The organism is Stenotrophomonas sp. AG209, assembly GCF_003550055.1.
Taxonomy (GTDB): domain Bacteria; phylum Pseudomonadota; class Gammaproteobacteria; order Xanthomonadales; family Xanthomonadaceae; genus Stenotrophomonas.
Genome location: NZ_QXDB01000001.1, coordinates 1,827,842 through 1,843,922, shown reverse-complemented (window position 1 = coordinate 1,843,922; position 16,081 = coordinate 1,827,842). Strand labels below are relative to the sequence as shown.

The 16,081-nt window shown below is 66.3% G+C and carries 14 protein-coding genes; 6 read left to right on the top strand and 8 right to left on the bottom strand.

Annotated features, from left to right (window positions below; all coding sequences use genetic code 11):
* Nucleotides 1-124 precede the first annotated feature (124 nt).
* Both DFO63_RS08555 and DFO63_RS08550 read left to right on the top strand, forming a co-directional pair.
* On the top strand, nt 125-901 hold the full coding sequence (locus DFO63_RS08555; RefSeq protein WP_005414446.1) for an AMP nucleosidase: 777 nt from the start codon (nt 125-127) through the stop codon (nt 899-901).
* 43 nt (nt 902-944) lie between these two features.
* Nucleotides 945-1,484: a DUF924 family protein gene (locus DFO63_RS08550; protein ID WP_014038444.1), complete on the top strand. Its 540-nt coding sequence runs from the start codon at nt 945-947 to the stop codon at nt 1,482-1,484.
* A gap of 73 nt (nt 1,485-1,557) precedes the next feature.
* Here the strand turns inward: DFO63_RS08550 and grxD are convergent, their stop codons facing one another.
* On the bottom strand, nt 1,558-2,484 hold the full coding sequence (gene grxD / locus DFO63_RS08545; protein ID WP_119006771.1) for a Grx4 family monothiol glutaredoxin: 927 nt from the start codon (nt 2,482-2,484) through the stop codon (nt 1,558-1,560).
* 59 nt (nt 2,485-2,543) lie between these two features.
* On the opposite strand from grxD, the gene DFO63_RS08540 reads away from it, so the two are divergent.
* On the top strand, nt 2,544-3,323 hold the full coding sequence (locus tag DFO63_RS08540) for a polysaccharide deacetylase family protein (protein ID WP_049442893.1): 780 nt from the start codon (nt 2,544-2,546) through the stop codon (nt 3,321-3,323).
* A 145-nt stretch (nt 3,324-3,468) separates the two neighbouring features.
* Here the strand turns inward: DFO63_RS08540 and DFO63_RS08535 are convergent, their stop codons facing one another.
* The 3 genes from DFO63_RS08535 to DFO63_RS08525 are packed head-to-tail and all read right to left on the bottom strand — an operon-like array spanning nt 3,469 to nt 6,088.
* A complete protein-coding gene (locus DFO63_RS08535; RefSeq protein WP_119006770.1) occupies nt 3,469-4,188 on the bottom strand; it encodes a class I SAM-dependent methyltransferase in 720 nt (239 codons plus the stop codon).
* Between the two features lie 4 nt (nt 4,189-4,192).
* Entirely contained in the window at nt 4,193-4,810 is a 618-nt protein-coding gene (locus tag DFO63_RS08530; protein WP_119006769.1) for an SGNH/GDSL hydrolase family protein, read from the bottom strand.
* Between the two features lie 3 nt (nt 4,811-4,813).
* The gene (locus DFO63_RS08525) at nt 4,814-6,088 is read right to left on the bottom strand and encodes a pyridoxal phosphate-dependent aminotransferase (RefSeq protein WP_049442896.1); all 1,275 of its coding nucleotides are present in this window, start codon (nt 6,086-6,088) and stop codon (nt 4,814-4,816) included.
* A gap of 114 nt (nt 6,089-6,202) precedes the next feature.
* Here DFO63_RS08525 and rsgA point away from each other — a divergent pair, with 114 nt between their 5' ends.
* Nucleotides 6,203-7,312, top strand: a complete 1,110-nt coding sequence (gene rsgA, locus DFO63_RS08520; RefSeq protein WP_119006768.1) for a ribosome small subunit-dependent GTPase A — start codon at nt 6,203-6,205, stop codon at nt 7,310-7,312.
* A 126-nt stretch (nt 7,313-7,438) separates the two neighbouring features.
* Nucleotides 7,439-8,692: a flavohemoglobin expression-modulating QEGLA motif protein gene (locus tag DFO63_RS08515; RefSeq protein ID WP_119006767.1), complete on the top strand. Its 1,254-nt coding sequence runs from the start codon at nt 7,439-7,441 to the stop codon at nt 8,690-8,692.
* Between the two features lie 8 nt (nt 8,693-8,700).
* On the opposite strand, the gene DFO63_RS21975 is transcribed toward DFO63_RS08515, so the two are convergent.
* The gene (locus tag DFO63_RS21975; protein ID WP_147416421.1) at nt 8,701-9,471 is read right to left on the bottom strand and encodes a hypothetical protein; all 771 of its coding nucleotides are present in this window, start codon (nt 9,469-9,471) and stop codon (nt 8,701-8,703) included.
* 830 nt (nt 9,472-10,301) lie between these two features.
* Between DFO63_RS21975 and DFO63_RS08505 the strand changes: the two genes are divergently transcribed.
* Nucleotides 10,302-12,599, top strand: a complete 2,298-nt coding sequence (locus DFO63_RS08505; RefSeq protein ID WP_119006765.1) for a TonB-dependent receptor — start codon at nt 10,302-10,304, stop codon at nt 12,597-12,599.
* 68 nt (nt 12,600-12,667) lie between these two features.
* Here DFO63_RS08505 and phbB read toward each other — a convergent pair whose 3' ends face one another.
* The 3 genes from phbB to DFO63_RS08490 all read right to left on the bottom strand — a co-directional run bounded on the left by phbB (nt 12,668) and on the right by DFO63_RS08490 (nt 15,976).
* Complete coding sequence (gene phbB / locus DFO63_RS08500; RefSeq protein WP_005419193.1) at nt 12,668-13,408, bottom strand: acetoacetyl-CoA reductase; 741 nt, start codon at nt 13,406-13,408, stop codon at nt 12,668-12,670.
* Between the two features lie 24 nt (nt 13,409-13,432).
* Entirely contained in the window at nt 13,433-14,761 is a 1,329-nt protein-coding gene (locus DFO63_RS08495; protein ID WP_012481220.1) for a CitMHS family transporter, read from the bottom strand.
* Between the two features lie 75 nt (nt 14,762-14,836).
* Nucleotides 14,837-15,976, bottom strand: a complete 1,140-nt coding sequence (locus DFO63_RS08490) for a porin (protein ID WP_119006764.1) — start codon at nt 15,974-15,976, stop codon at nt 14,837-14,839.
* Between the last annotated feature and the right edge of the window lie 105 nt (nt 15,977-16,081).

Here is a 16,081-nt window from a genome sequence, read left to right as displayed (position 1 = left end):
GCTAGCCGGACGGCGGCGTGCTTGCCAAGTGACCTTCTTCACACGCGTGCCGGCAATGCCTCGACGGGGCCGCCCGGCTGGCTGAAAATAGCCGGTCCCCACGCCGTACACCGGACCACCGCCCATGAAGAGCAAGCAGGAAATCGTCGACAACTGGCTGCCGCGCTACACCGGCGTGCCCCTTGACCAGTTCGGCCAGCACATCCTGCTGACCAACTTCGGGGGCTACCTGCATACATTTTCCGAGCTGACCGGCGCCCCCGTCATCGGCCTGGACCGGCCGATGGCCAGTGCCACCATCGATGGCATCACCATGATCAACTTCGGCATGGGCAGCCCCAATGCCGCGATCATCATGGATCTGCTGTCGGCGGTGATGCCCAAGGCGGTGCTGTTCCTGGGCAAGTGTGGTGGCCTCAAGCGCAAGAACCAGCTGGGTGACCTGGTGCTGCCGATCGCGGCGATCCGGGGCGAGGGCACCTCGGGCGACTACCTGCCGCCGGAAGTGCCGGCCTTGCCGGCGTTCGCGCTGCAGCGTGCGGTCTCGACCATGATCCGCGACCTCGGCCACGACTATTGGACCGGCACCGTCTACACCACCAACCGCCGGGTCTGGGAGCACGACGAGGCGTTCAAGGAGCGGCTGCGGGCGATGCGCTGCATGGCCATCGACATGGAAACCGCTACCGTGTTCGCGGCCGGCTTCGCCAACCACATCCCCAGCGGTGCGCTGCTGCTGGTGTCGGACCAGCCGATGATCCCCGACGGGGTCAAGACCGAGGCCTCCGATGCCAAGGTCAGCTCCCAGTTCGTGGAAAACCATATCCAGATCGGTATCGAGGCGCTTAAGCTTATCCGGCGCAACGGCAAGTCGGTCCGCCACCTGCGCTTCGACGAATGATGATGATGGCCTGGCGCGGCGCGCCGGCCCTGGGGAGTAGGTGATGGACGTTGCCGCGCAAGTGGTGGAATTCTGGAAAGAGGCGGGCCCTGCGAAGTGGTTCGCCCGCGACGATGCGTTCGACGCGCAGTTCCGCCAGTTGTTCCTGGATGAGCATTTCGCAGCCGCTTCGCGCGCGCGCGAACACTGGCTGGGCAGTGCCGAGGGCGCACTGGCGCTGATGCTGCTGCTGGACCAGTTCCCGCGCAACTGCTTCCGCGGTAGCGCCCATTCCTATGCCACCGACGGCCTGGCCCGGCACTACGCCATGCGCGCCATCGAGGAAGGCCTGGACCTGCAGCTGGTGCCCAAGCTGCGTGCCTTCATCTACCTGCCGTTCGAGCACTCCGAAGATCCGCTGGACCAGGACCGCTCGGTAGCGATGTTCGATGTGCTGGGCGACAAGGAATACCTGCAGTACGCCGAGCTGCACCGCGACATCATCCGCCGCTTCGGTCGCTTCCCGCACCGTAACGCCGTGCTGGGCCGCATTCCCTCGCCGGAAGAGCTGGACTACCTGGCCGAAGGCGGGTTTGCGGGGTAGATCCACGCCATGCGTGGATGCAAAAAAACGCCGGCGTTCGCCGGCGTTTTTCGCAGGTTTCAACCGCTGGCGATCAGTACTTCGGCACGCCGTTGTCGACGTCTTCCGACCAGGCATTGATGCCGCCGGTGACGTTGAACACCTTGGTGAAGCCCAGGGTGCGGAACTGCTCGGCGGCCTGCGCGCTGCGGCCACCGTGGTGGCACATGAAGGCCAGCGCGGTGTCCTTGGGCAGGGCTTCCAGCGCGGCGCGGCCGGTGCCGTCGAAGGTCTTGAACGGCACGCCCACGGCGGCGATCTCACGCTCGTCGGCCGGGCGCACGTCCACCAGGGTGATGTTGCCGGCACGCACCAGGTCGTCGGCATCGCGCACGCTGATTTCCTGCACCGGCTTGGGCGCATTCGGGTTGTCGATGGCCAGGCCCTTGCCGCGGATGTCGTCCACCCAGTCGATGGTGATGCCGTTGGCGCGACGGGCGCTGGCCAGGTCGAACTGCACGCGCAGGCCGTTGGACTCGGCGGCGATGGCGCCTTCGTCGTGCGGGGCCAGCTGGAAGTTCGGCTGGAAACCGGCGTCGATGGACAGCTGCAGGGCCGCGCCCGGGGCATCGGCCAGCGCGCCCTTGAGCATTTCCACGGCTGCCGGGGTGACGGTGATGCTCGGCGGGGTACGGTCCGGCGCAGCCAGGCCCAGCACGCTGCTCAGCTCGCCGCTGGCGGCCATCTGCAGCACGATGTCGCTGCCGCCGACCAGTTCGCCGTCGATGTACAGCTGCGGGATGGTCGGCCAGTCGCCATAGGCCTTGATGCCTTCACGGATTTCCTGGTCGGCCAGCACGTTGACGTGGGCGAACTCGACGCCGAGGTCCTGCAGGGCGCCCACGGCCTTGGCCGAGAAACCACACTGCGGCATCGACGGCTGGCCCTTCATGAACAGCACGACGCGGTTGGCGTTGAGGATGGATTCGATGCGCGAACGCAGGGCGGGATCGAGGGACATGGACGTCGGGGTTCCGGGAATTCGAATCATCAATTCTAACCCTCATGGCATCATGGGGGATGAGCAACGCAGGAACATTGCATCGCATCCCGACCCGGCCCTGGCGCTGGCTGCCCTGGCTGGTGGCGTCGCAGCTGGCCGTGATCCTGGCCTGGGCGTTGGCCGGCTGGCACTGGGGGCTGCCGCTGATGGTGGCCAGCCACGCACTGTTCATGGTGCCGGTGTTCCTGCCCAACAGCCGCTTCTACGCGCCGGTGCTGAGCCGGATGCCGGAGGCCGGGGACAGCGTCTGGTTGACCATCGATGACGGTCCTGGCCCGGAAACCCGTGCCGTGCTCGACCTGCTGGACCGCCACCAGGCCCGTGCCACCTTCTTCCTGGTGGGCGAGCGCGCGCTGGCGCAGCCGGAACTGGTGCAGGAGATCCTGCGCCGCGGCCACGACCTGGGCAACCACAGCCACAGCCATCCGCAGGCGCGCTTCTGGCGGCTGGGCCCGGCGGCGATGCGCGCCGAGATCGAGGGCTGCCAGCATGCCCTGCAGGCGGTGAGCGGCCGCCCGGTGCGCTGGTACCGTTCGGTGGTGGGCATGACCAATCCGTTCGTGGCACCGGTGCTGCAGCGGCTGGGCCTGGTCCGGGTCGGCTGGAGCGCGCGCGGCTTCGACGGTATCGGCTGCACGGCGCAGGGCGTGCTCGACCGCCTGCTGCCGGACCTGCGCCCGGGCGCCATCGTGCTGCTGCATGAGGGGGCTGCCCACGGCCACAACCTGGCGATCATCGAGCGCGTGCTGCAGGCGCTGGACGAGCGCGGGTTGAAGGCGCAGCTGCCGGCCCTGTGACCCAGGGTTTTGGTCGCTTGGGGCAGCCGAGCATGGGCTCGGCTCTACAAGGTCTGGCGATCATCCTGTAGCGCCCGAGCCGATGCTCGGGCGGCGGTGCGCAGCACCGGAAGACGTCGGAGGGCAGCCGGGCGTGGTCTCGGCGCTACAACGAAGGGCGTTCGGCCACCAGCAACCAGCTGTTGAACGGCGTGCGCCCGTGCAGCGGCCGGGGCGCCGTCACCTGCAATCCGGCCTCGATCAATGTCGCCTGCAGCACCTGCGGGTCGGGGTAATGACGCGGCCGCGTGCCCATCCAGCCGACCAGCCAGGCCAGCCGGTCCGCCACCCGCGTGGTGCGGTCGCGGCCATCGCCGGTGGCCAGTGGCGTGCGCAGCAGCAGGCGGCCGCCGGGAGCGACCCGTGCACTGGCCGCGCGCAGCAGTGCCTGCTGTGGGCCCGCATCCAGGTACTGCAGTACATCCAGCAGCAGCACGTGCCCGACCTGCGCCGGCAGCGGTGCCTGCACGTCCAGGCAGTCGAAGCGCACATCGTGCAGGCCGGTGGCGGCACGCTGGGCGCGGGTGATCTTGCCGGCATCCACGTCCACGCCCAGGTAGCGCTGGGTACGGCCGCGCTGGCGCAGCACATGGGCGAACAGGCCCAGCCCGCAGCCCAGGTCCAGCAGTGGATGCCCGTCGTCAGGCAGATGCTGCAGCACGCCGTCGTACAACGGGTCGCTGCCGAGTTTGCCGCGGGTGTAGTAGTAGTCGCGGCGGCTGCCCCAGGCCTGTACCGGGCGGAACGCCTCGGCGATCGCGCGGGCCTGCGCGGCGCTCAGGGGTGTGCAGGGCAGGGGCGGGCCGTTCCGTGGCGTGCCATCCATCGCCTCAGTCCGTTCCGCCGAGCAGGTGTGCGGCGACCGGCAGCGCGCGCGCGCTCCACAGCGCGTACATCCGCGCCGAAGGGTGCAGGCCGTCTTCGGCGATCATCGCCGGGTCGTCACCGTGGTCACGGCTGATGTCGGTGATGTCGACGAAGGCCACGCCCTGCTGGGTGCTGATCACCTCGGCGGCCGCATTGAATTCGTCGGTTTCGATCTCGATGGTGGCCAGGTCCCGGCCACTGCCCGTGCCAAACGGGGTCGCGCCCCAGTCGGGGAAGGACAGCACCAGCACCCGCCCGGGGCGGCCGCCGGCGAAGCCGATCGCTCGCCGCAGCAGGGCCTCGAACTGGACGCGGTACTCGTCCAGCGGACGGCCGCGGTACTGGTTGTTGACGCCGATGAGCAGGCTGACGAAATCGAACGGGCCCTGTGGTGCGGCCGTATCGATGCCGGCGTCCAGCTCGTCGGTGGTCCAGCCGGTGGTGGCGATGGTCTGCGGGTCGGCCAGCGCCACGTCCTGCCCACGCAGTGCGGCGGCCAGCTGGTGTGGCCAGCGGCCTTCGACTGCAACCGCTTCACCGATGGTGTACGAGTCGCCCAGCGCCAGGTAGGACAGCGCCACGGCTCAGGCCACCGAACGGCGTGGCTTCAGCGGCACGACCTTGGTGGCGTCCTCGGCACGGCGGGCCAGCACGCGGTCGATGCGGGCGAACACATCGCGCATCACCGAGGCTTCCGGCAGCAGGGTCACGCGGAAATGATGGCGGTAGGGCACGTTGAAGCTGGAACCCGGTACCACCAGCACGCCTTCGTTGTTCATCAGGTCCAGCGCGAAGTCGTGGTCGTCAAAGCCCTTGGCGGCGGCACCGACCACGGCCGGGAACGCGTACAGCGCACCGGCCGGCGCAACCAGCGACAGGTGCTCGCTGGCTTCGCAGGCTTCGATCACCGCGCGGCGGGTTTCATACAGGCGGCCACCCGGGGTGCACAGCTCGGAGATGGTGTCCGGGCCATTCACTGCGGCCTCGATGGCGTACTGGCCCGGCACGTTGGCGCACAGGCGCAGCGCGCCGAGCAGGTCCAGCGCGGCGCGGAAGTCGCCCAGGCGCGCGTCGTCGCCGCTGAGGTGGGCCCAGCCCACGCGCCAGCCGCAGGCACGGTGCACCTTGCTCAGGCCGCTGAAGGTCAGGCACGGGTGGTCGCCGGCCAGCGGCGCGACCGGCTGGAACACCGCATCGTCGTACAGGATCTGGTCGTAGATCTCATCGACCAGCAGCAGCAGGTTGTGGCGGCGCGCGATCTCGACCACGCGCTCGAGCAGTTCACGCGGGTAGCTGGCGCCGCTGGGGTTGTTCGGGTTGATCAGCACGATGGCGCGGGTGCGCGAGGACACCAGCGTCTCGATCTCGCTCGGGTCCGGCTGGAAGCCGTTCTCGGCAGCGCAGCGGTAGTACACCGGGCGGCCATCATTGAGGATGGTCGAGGCCGACCACAGCGGGTAGTCCGGCGAGGGCACCAGGACTTCGTCGCCCGGGTTGAGCAGCGCGCGCAGCGACAGGTCGATCAGTTCGCTGACGCCGTTGCCGACGAACACACGGTCGGGATGCGCATCCGGTGCGCCACGGCGGGCGTAGTACGCCGCGATGGCTTCGCGTGCCACCGGCAGGCCCTGCTGGTGGGTGTACGGGTCGGTGCGGCCCATGTCGTCGGCGATCGCGCGCTGCAGGTGCTCGGGCGCGCGGAAACCGAAGTTGCCCGGGTTGCCGATGTTGAGCTTGATCAGCTTGCGGCCCTGCGCCTCCAGCTCCCGGGCTCGCCGCGCCAGTTCTCCGCGGATTTCGTAGCGCACTTCGGAAAGGCGCTCGCGGATGGCCAGGGGCTTGGGCGAGAGGGTGGACATGGGGGCTGGGCCGTCAAAAGGCATGGGGATTCCATCCTACCGGAATTGCTGCAGTGCATGGCAAGGGCTCCGGGCTTGTCATTGCTGGGCTGGCAGGGCGCCGGCGCAGGTAGAATGGCGGCGATGACCCAGACCCCCGATTTCATCGCCCTGCAGACCATCGGCTGGCCCTGGCCGGGCCCGGCGCAGCAGGCCGACTGGCAGGCCATGATGGCCGCGCACCCGCAGGCCCGCCCGGCGCGGGTGATCGAACAGCACCGCACCCACTACGTGGTGGCCGATGGCCCGGATGCGGCGATCAAGGCCGAGTCGTTGCCGGAATGGCAGCGCCCGCGCTTCCCCAGCCATGAGCGGCCGGCCGTGGGTGACTGGGTGCTGCTGGACGGCATCCGCATCGTCGCGCTGCTGCCGCGTCGCACCGCGATCAAGCGTGGCGCCGCCGGTGAGCACTACCACCAGCAGGTGATCGCGGCCAACATCGATACGGTGTTCATCGTCTGCGGCCTGGATGCCGACTTCAATCCGCGCCGCATCGAACGCTACCTGCTGCTGGTCGGCGGTGGCGGTGCCGAACCGGTGGTGGTGCTGACCAAGGCCGACCAGACCGAGTACAGCGAGGATGCGCTGGCGGTGCTGGAAGAGCTGGAGATGCAGGGCATCGCGCTGCATGCGATCAATGGCCTGGATGCCGGCAGCGTGGCGGTGCTGCAACCGTGGCTGGGCCCGGGCCGCACCGTGGTGCTGGTCGGTTCCTCCGGTGCCGGCAAGTCCACATTGACCAACACCCTGCTCGGCGAGCAGCGGATGAAGACCAACGCGGTGCGTGCCAATGATTCGCGCGGCCGCCACACCACCACCCATCGCGCGCTGATGCCGCTGCCGACCGGCGCCTGCCTGATCGACACCCCCGGCATGCGCGAGCTGAAGCCGACCGGCGAAGAAACGCTGTCCGAAGGTGGCTTCGCCGACATCGAAGCGCTGGCCGCACAGTGCCGTTTCAACGACTGCAAGCACCAGCAGGAACCGGGCTGTGCCGTGCGTGCAGCGATCGAGGCGGGCGAAATCGAAGAAAGCCGGCTGCTGAACTACTTCAAGCTGAAGGAAGAAGTGGCCGCCGCTGCCGCCAAGCTGGCAGTACGCCAGGCCGAGACCGCGCAGGAGCGCGGCGGCAAGAAGGGCAAGGGCCAGCAGTTCCGCCCGGCAGGCAAGCCGCGTAGGCGGTAACAAGGCAGCCGAGCATGGGCTCGGCTCTACAGCTGGTCCGCGGTGGAGTCATTTCATGTAGCGCCCGAGCCAATGCTCGGGCGGCGGCGCACCGCGCCGGGCACGGCAGAGCGCTATAGTCCGCGCATGGAACCGACCGCGACGCTGGACCGTGAGGTGGCCCACCATGCAGCGCTCGATGCGCGCCTGGTCGAGGCCGTTGGAGGCATCCGTCTGCTGGGCCTGACCAGCTGGCCGGCCACGGTGCAGGCACCGTTCCTGGACAGCGTGGCGCGTGGCCAGCCGGTGCTGCCGAAGGTGGATTACCCCCGGCTCGACTTCAGCGAAGAACGCCGCGCGCTGGCCGCGATCGCTGCCGACTGCGATGACAGCCATCCGCTGGGCCACTACGTGCGACAGTCGGCGCAGAGCTGGGACCTGGCCGCGCAGCTGCTTGAGGGGCTGGGCACCGCCGCCGTCGATACCTGTTCGGTGCAGCTGTTCGGCGCCCCCGAGCAACCATTGCCGGGCAATGGCCCGAGCACGCGCGAAGCGGCGCGGCACTTCATCCAGATCGCCGCCGAGCTGGACCACGAACTGCTGGCACCGGAAGAGCAGGTGCCGGTCTCGGCCATTGCGTTGCAGCTGCAGCTGCAGAACGATCTGGACGCCTTCTTCGAATCACGCATCATCCAGGTGCAGCTCGATCCGGAACTGGTGTCCAAGGCCGCTGCCGGCCCGACCCGCATCCGCCTGCGCACCAGTGCGCGCTTCAGCGCCTACGACCGCGCGCAGCTGTTCCACCATGAAGCGCTGGTGCATTCGCTGACCGCGTTGAACGGGCGCGAACAGCCGGTGCTGCCGAGCCTGGCGCTGTCGTCGCCGCGGGTCACGGCAACCCAGGAAGGGTTGGCCACCTTCGCCGAGCAGATCACCGGCAGCATCGACATCGAGCGCCTGAAGCGCATCAGCCTGCGTACCGAGGCGATTGCCATGGCACGCGAAGGCGCCGATTTCATCGAAGTGTTCCGCTATTTCTGCGATGCCGGGCAGAACGCGGAAGAGAGTTTCGCTTCGGCGCAGCGCGTGTTCCGCGGCGTGCCGCCGAGTGGCGGTCTGGCGTTCACCAAGGACACGGTGTACCTGCGCGGCCTGGTGTCGGTGCATACCTTCTTCCGCCACATGCTGGCCGAGGACCGCCTGCAGGTCTGCCGCTGGTTGTTCGCGGGCAAGATGAGCCTGACCGATGCGATCGCGTTCGCACCGTTGTTCGAGGCGGGGGTGTTGAAGCCACCGCGCTGGCTGCCGCACTGGGTGAGCCGGGCGAACGGCCTGGCCGGCATGCTGGCGTTCTCGCTGTTCGCCAACCGGATACGGATGGACCAGCTGGCGCCGGAATGAAATGCAGCTTATTTGTCGAATAGTGCTCGGAACACTCGCCTCAACAGATGAGGCTCAGGCGCAAGTTCGCGCTCGCGTTCCCGGGCGCTCTCCACGCCTGCTGCTCGCCTTTTCTGAAATCTCTCGAAGATTGAAACGTCAAAGAAGCTTGCGCTTAATATCTCGCTAACTGGCAGAACCTTGAATGATGGGAGAGTCTGTCCATCATTCATCTCTTCCCCGGGATTGGACGTGTCCTCAACGTCTTCGGGGCAGTCTTCTTGGTTCTGTGCAAAGATCGCGGTGTAGTCGTCAGTGAAAATGACACTAAGATCATCCTTGTCTCGATATCCGCTGAGAAGGACTTCAAGATTGAGATGGGACATCCCCGTGGCCTTCATGCTTGGTGCGTGCTGTAGAAGACCTACGTAAACCTTCCTATCCTTCATGCTCACCATGATGGGGGCGGGGTTGGCCCTTCCTGCTCCTTCATCGAAACTTGTGATCACCATCCATCGCTGATCCTTTCGGAGCTGCTTCTGGAATAGCTTTCCAAGAATAGGGGTCGTGGCCCCAAGGCGCAGGAATAGTTCGACTGGAAGTGAGCGGAACACAGCGCCTTCAGCTGGAATGCTTCCATTGAAACTGGCGAAGAAGAGTGCCTCAAGTTGACTGAGTACGCCTCTTCCATACAGCCACAGCCCAGCTTCTGGTGCGGGCCAAGCTCGATTTATCCATACAACAAGTAGCCCGCCTAGCAGAAGAGCAAGCGTGGCAGTACCTATGCCTTCGTAATTCATGCGGTCATGTACGAAGTTGTAAAGGTATCCACCGAGCTCGGTGTTGGCAATGAGGAGTGCTATTGCTCGCGCGACAATCGCCAAGATCGCGCCCGCAAAAGCAGATGCGAAAATGAGATGTTCTTTGGATTGACGCGAAGTCCAGTAGATGAAGCAGTTCGCGTACGTTATCAAAAGGTAGCCGCCAAGAAGTGGCAGTATCAACTGATTAAATGGCATGGCATCCGAGCCCTTGTTGACGTTTCCTTTAGGTGCGAACTACTTCTTCTTACGCGGTGCCTTTTCCGTTGCGGCAGTATGTAGCCTCTGAAGCAGTTTCTGGCCATCTTTTGTAGCGAGGAACTTCCGAACTTCTACAGTCACGCCGTCGCGCTTAAATTTGCCGTAGCTCGCAACACTAAGCTCTCGGCTTGTCAGAGTCTTGGTCGACATGGCGATCTCCGAAAAAGTGGCTGGCACGGCTGATGTGCGCCCAAGTGCGTTGCATTGTAGCGGCACCTTTGACAGGCGGATAGTGCCATTCTGGAAGAGAATTGGCATTTCTATCAATAAGTTGCCTTGGTTTGAAGGGGGCATTGCTCGTCCCATTGTGACACGGCTCAGAACGGGCATTGTGAGGGCTATCAGAACGTAAACCTGCCCTCCCTTTGTGTGATCGGGAAGCCCTGCGCGGCGGATGCCGGAGTAGAAGTCTGGACGTGCCTAAGAGCTTGGCACGTCAGCCGCCTCTAGGAACATCGCATTCGGTAATCAAGATTACATCTATCAGTCGCATGGTGGCAGTGCGCCGTGCTAAGTCGCGGCGGTCTCCCCCAATGCAACGGACCACCATGCAGACCCGACACCTGACGATCGCCGTGGCGATCGCGCTCTCCGCCGCCGCCAGCGCCCACGCCGCCACCACCGCCGATACCGGCGCCAGCACCGATGCAGCGCTGAGCGCGCAGACGCTGGATACCGTCTCCGTGATCGGCCAGGGCGAGACCCGCCAGGTGCAGCGCATCACCGCCGTCGACAAGCAGGTGCTGCCGCCGGGCACCAGCGGCCAGAAGATCCTCGATCGCCTGCCGGGCGTGTCGGTGCAGTCCAACGATGCCTTCGGCGCCAACGAGGAATCGCAGACCATCAGCCTGCGTGGCTTCGACAAGAGCCGCCTCGGCTACACGCTGGACGGCATCCCGCTGGGCGACAACAGCTACGGCAACTACAACGGCCTGAGCATCGCCCGCGCGATCATCGCCGAGAACCTGGCCGGTGCCGAGCTGTCGCAGGGCATCGGTTCGCTGGGCGTGGCCTCGACCAGCAACCTGGGCGGCACCATCCAGTACTTCTCGATGGACCCCTCCATCGAATTCGGTGGTCGCGCCAGCGTCACCGTCGGCGACAACAACCAGCGCCGTGGCTACCTGCGCGTGGATACCGGCGACATCAACGGCTTCTCGGCCTATGTGTCCGGCGTGCACCAGGACCAGGACATGTGGGCCGCGCCGTACCAGAACCAGACCACCCGCCAGTTCAACGCCAAGGCAGTGTGGAATGTCGGCGACCACCGCTTCGGTGCGTTCGTGGCCACCTCGCGCGCCAGCCAGGCCAACTACGCCTACCTGTCCAAGGACATGCTGGCCCGCGGCCTGGGCTATGACTGGAACATCTACGCACCGGACTGGAATCGCGCCGTCGCTGCCGCGTACTGCGCGCCGGGCACCTACAACAAGGCGCGCTGCGCATTCAGCGGCGGCGTCAACAGCATCGACGATGCGTACTACCAGAGCCGTGCGCTGCGTGACGACAACCTGTACTCGGTGGATGCCGACCTGCGCCTGGGCGAGCAGGGCCGCCTGAAGCTGCTGGCCTACCATCACGACAACCGTGGCCAGGGCCACTGGTGGGCACCGGGCCAGCCGTCCTACCCGGGCACCGACAAGATGCTGCCGATCTCGATCCGCAGCACCAACTACACGATCAACCGCGATGGCCTGACCGCCGCGCTGTCGTGGACGGTGGGCATCCACGAACTGGAAGCCGGCCTGTGGTACGAGCAGAACGACCACAACGTCTCGCGCAACTTCTACTACATCAGCGGCCCGTTCCTGGACGACCTGTACCTGAAGAACCCGGACCGCCTGCTGTTCAACCAGGACTTCGACATCCGCACGCGCCAGTTCTACGTGCAGGACCGCATGCGCTTCCTGGACCAGCGCCTGACCGTGGACGTGGGCATCAAGAGCCCCAACACCCGCATGCGCGCCACTGCCAAGCCGGGCGTGGAAACCAGCATCGCCTCGGGCACGCTGACCGCCAAGGAATCGGTGCTGCCGCAGGTGGGCGTGGGCTTCAAGCTCAACGCCAACAACGAGCTGTTCGCCTCGTATGCCGAGAACATCGCTGCCTTCGTCGGCGGTGGCAGCGGCGGCCCGCTGCAGGTGTCGCCGGAATCGTTCGCGGCCAGCGCCGGCCTGGAACCGGAGAAGTCCAAGAGCCTGGAAGCCGGCTTCCGTACCTTCGGCGAGAGGTACCAGGCCTCGATCGCGGCCTACAACGTGAAGTTCGACAACCGCCTGCTGTCGCTGAACCCATGCTCGAGCATCGAAGTCGGCACGCGTCCGGAGTGCGTGACGCGCTTCATCAACGTCGGTTCGGTGAAGAGCTACGGTGCGGAACTGACCTTCATCTTCAAGCCGATCGACGGCCTGCAGTGGTACAACGCGCTGTCCTGGAACAAGACCACCTACGAAGATGACTACACCTCGGGCGGCGCGATCGTTCCGGTGGCCGGCAAGATCACGGTGGATACGCCGCAGCGCATGGCCTCCAGCGAAATCAGCTGGAACCGCGACGGCTTCTTCGCCAGCCTGCGTGCGAAGTACACCGGAAAGCGCTACTACACCTACACCAACGACCAGTCGGTGCCGGGCGTGACCACCTTCGACGCCGGTGCGGGCTACGATTTCGGCCCGGGCCTGGGCCTGCGCAACGTGCGGGTGTCGTTGAACGCGACCAACCTGACCAACAAGCGCTACGCCGGCCAGCTGAGCTCGTTCGCACCGACCGATCCGAAGGGCACGCGCTATGCGATCCATGCGAGCGCACCGCGGCAGTTGTTCATGACGGTGGCGGCGGAGTTCTGATTGTTACGTATCCACGCATGGCGTGGATCTACTGAACCGGTAGATACACGCCATGTGTGGACGAGGGCTCAACCCATGTACAGGCCACCGTTGACCGGATAGTCGGCGCCGGTCACGTACGAGGCTTCGTCCGAGGCCAGCCACGCGCACAGGCCGGCTACTTCCTCGGGGCGGCCGAGGCGACGCACCGGCACCGAAGCGGCCAGCCGGTCCAGCACATCCGGCGGGAAGCTGCTGATCGCCTGGCTGGCGATGTAGCCCGGCGACAGCGTGTTGACGGTGACGCCGCGCGAGGCAACTTCCGCGGCCAGTGCACGGCTGAAGCCATGCATCGCGGCCTTGGCGGTGGCGTAGTTCACCTGCCCGATCTGGCCCTTGTGGGCGCTGACCGAGCCGATGTTGATGATGCGGCCCCAGCCACGCGTGGCCATCCCATCGACCACCTGCTTGGTCAGGTTGAACAGCGCATTGAGGTTGGAGGCGATCACCGCGTTCCAGTCCTCCACCGTCATCTGCCGGAACAGCAGGTCGCGGCTGCCGCCGGAGTTGTTGACCAGCACGTCCACCTCGCCGACTTCAGCGCGGACCTTGGCGAACGCGGCGCTGGTCGAGGCCCAGTCGGTCGCGTTGCCTTCGGAGGCGATGAAGTCGAAGCCCTGTTCGCGCTGCTCGCGCAGCCAGTTGGCCTTGCGCGGCGAGTTCGGCGCGCAACCGGCGACCACGGTGTGGCCGCTGCGGGCCAGGCTCTGGCAGATGGCAGTACCGACACTGCCCATGCCGCTGGTGACGTAAGCGATTCGAAGCGTCATTGCAGAAGGCTCCTTGGTAAGGGGTCAGGCAGCGAGCGGGTACAGGCCGAACAACAGGCTGCCGACCATCAGCAGCATCGAGATGGCGATGGCCCACTTCAGGGTGAACTTCTGGTGGTCGGCGAATTCGACCTTGGCCAGGCCCACCAGCAGGTAGGTGGACGGCACCAGCGGGCTGAGCAGGTGCACCGGCTGGCCGGCCAGCGACGCGCGTGCCATTTCCACCGGGGTGATGCCGTAGTTGCCGGCGGCCTCGGACAGGATCGGCAGCACGCCGAAGTAGAACGCGTCGTTGGACATGAAGAAGGTGAACGGCATCGATGCCACGGCCGTGATCACCGCCAGGTACGGGCCCCACGATTCCGGAATCACCGCCAGGAAGCTGTGCGACATCGCTTCGACCATGCCGGTGTTGTTGAGGATGCCGGTGAAGATGCCCGCGGCGAAGATCAGCGACACCACCGACAGTACGTTGCCGGCATGGTTGACCACGCGGCGGCGCTGCTCGGCCAGGTTCGGGTAGTTGATCACCAGGGCGATGGCGAAGCCGACCATGAACAGCACCGGCATCGGCAGCACGCCGATGATCAGCGCGGTCATCAGCGCCACGGTCAGGGCCAGGTTCACCCACAGCAGCTTCGGGCGCTTGATGTCCTCGGCGTCTTCCACGGTCGGCAGTGGGTTGCTGTCGTCGGACACGCTGTTGTCCATCCAGCTGCCGCCCTTGGGCAGGGTCACCACGCCGAGGCGACGGCGTTCCTTCAGGCCCAGGTACCAGGCCAGCAGCAGCACGCCGGCACAGGCGATCACCATCGACGGGATCAGCGGCACGAACACATCGGCCGGGTCCACGTGCAGCGCGGTGGCCGCGCGTGCGGTCGGGCCGCCCCAAGGGGTCAGGTTCATCACGCCGCCGGCGAGGATGGTCACGCAGGTCATGTTCAGCGCGTTCATGCCGAGGCGCTGGTACAGCGGCAGCATCGCCGAGACGGTGATCATGTAGGTGGTCGAGCCATCGCCGTCGAGCGAGATCAGCATCGCCAGCACCGCGGTGCCGAGCACGATCTTCATCGGATCGCCCTTGACGAAGCGCAGGATCACCCGCACCAGCGGATCGAACAGGCCGGCGTCGATCATCACGCCGAAGTAGAGGATGGCGAACATCAGCATCACGCCGGTCGGCGCGATCTTCTTGATGCCCTCCAGCATCATCTCGTCGATGCCGGCGCCGAAGCCACCGATCAGCGCGAACAGGATGGGGATGGTGATCAGGGCGACGAGCGGCGACAGGCGTTTGCTCATGATCAAGTACATGAACGTAATGACCATGCCAAAGCCGAGGATGCTCAGCATCATCTGCGGACTCCTTGCGAAAACAGGACGTGGGGGAGTGGAAGGGGCCCGGGCGGCGTGCCCGGGATGCCGGGCTTAGAAGTCGTACTGCAGGCGGCCGGTGACCGCGCGCGTGCGGTCCACCGTGACCCCGGCCAGGCGGTCGCGGTTGCGGCTTTCGATCACGTTGAGCATGAAGCGCAGGTTGTCGCGCAGGTACCAGTTGCCGCCCAGCGTCCACGCTTCGGTGCTGCCGCGGCGCAGGTCGGGTGCACCGTCGAGGTGCTGTGCGCCCCACATCTGGTCATAGCGCAGCGCCACTTCGAAGGCACCGGCCTTGTGGCGGATGTCCTTGATCCGCGCGAAGCGGCCGGTCTTGCGGTCGTAGGCGCGGCTTTCGCCGGTGACGAACCAGCTGAGCATGCCGTAGGCCGCCATCACGTCGCCACGCTGGGCGCCGTCATCGAAGGTGGCGCCACTGAATTCGCCCTGCCACGACAGCGGGCCGCGTACCTGTGCATATTCCAGCGACCACTTGTTGACGTCGGTATCGCGGCCGGCGGAGAAGTCGACCAGGGTCAGGCGGCTCTCGTCGGACAGGTGGCCGGCCGGGCGCGGGCGGATCTTCAGGCCCGGAACGCCATTCGCGCCCGGGTTGTCATAAGCCTCGCGGGCCAGCGACAGGCCCAGGTGCAGCACGTCGCCATCGCTGGGCGAGGGTGCCCAGGTGACGCGGCCACCGGCGGCGCGGCCCTTCACCTGCCAGGCGTCGATGCTCTCCAGGCTGTAGAGGCTGGCGGCCCAGGTGAAGTCCCCCGGGTTGGCCTGCCACGACGCACCCAGGCGGTACAGCGGCGCCAGCGTGGTGCCGGCGTTGCCGCGCTCCAGGAAGCTGCCGTAGTTGGAGCTCGTGCGGTCATCCAGCGAGAAGTACTGCTTGAACTGGCCGACGGTCAGCTTGCCGGCCTTGCCGAAGCTGCGTGCCAGGTACACGTCCTTGGCCTCGACGCGGTCGCCGGAGAAGTCGGCTTCCAGCTTGTAGTCGACCACGAAGAACTTGCCGGACACATCGACCCAGGCACGGCGGATCTCGGTGTCGTCCTTGTTCGGCGTACCGCGGTTGTCGTTGTCGAAGGTGGCGAAGTCCAGGTGCAGGCGGCCACCGAGGGTGGCAGTGACCGGACGGTCGTCTTCGGCGGCGAAGGCCGGCGCCGACAGGGCAGCCAGAGCCATCATGGCGGCAGGACGCCGCCAGGCAAACGTGAATTCCACAAACCCTCCCAGGTGCGCGCCAGGCGCGCGGCAAACGTGGGCACCGGACGGTGCGCGGCCGCAGTCTGG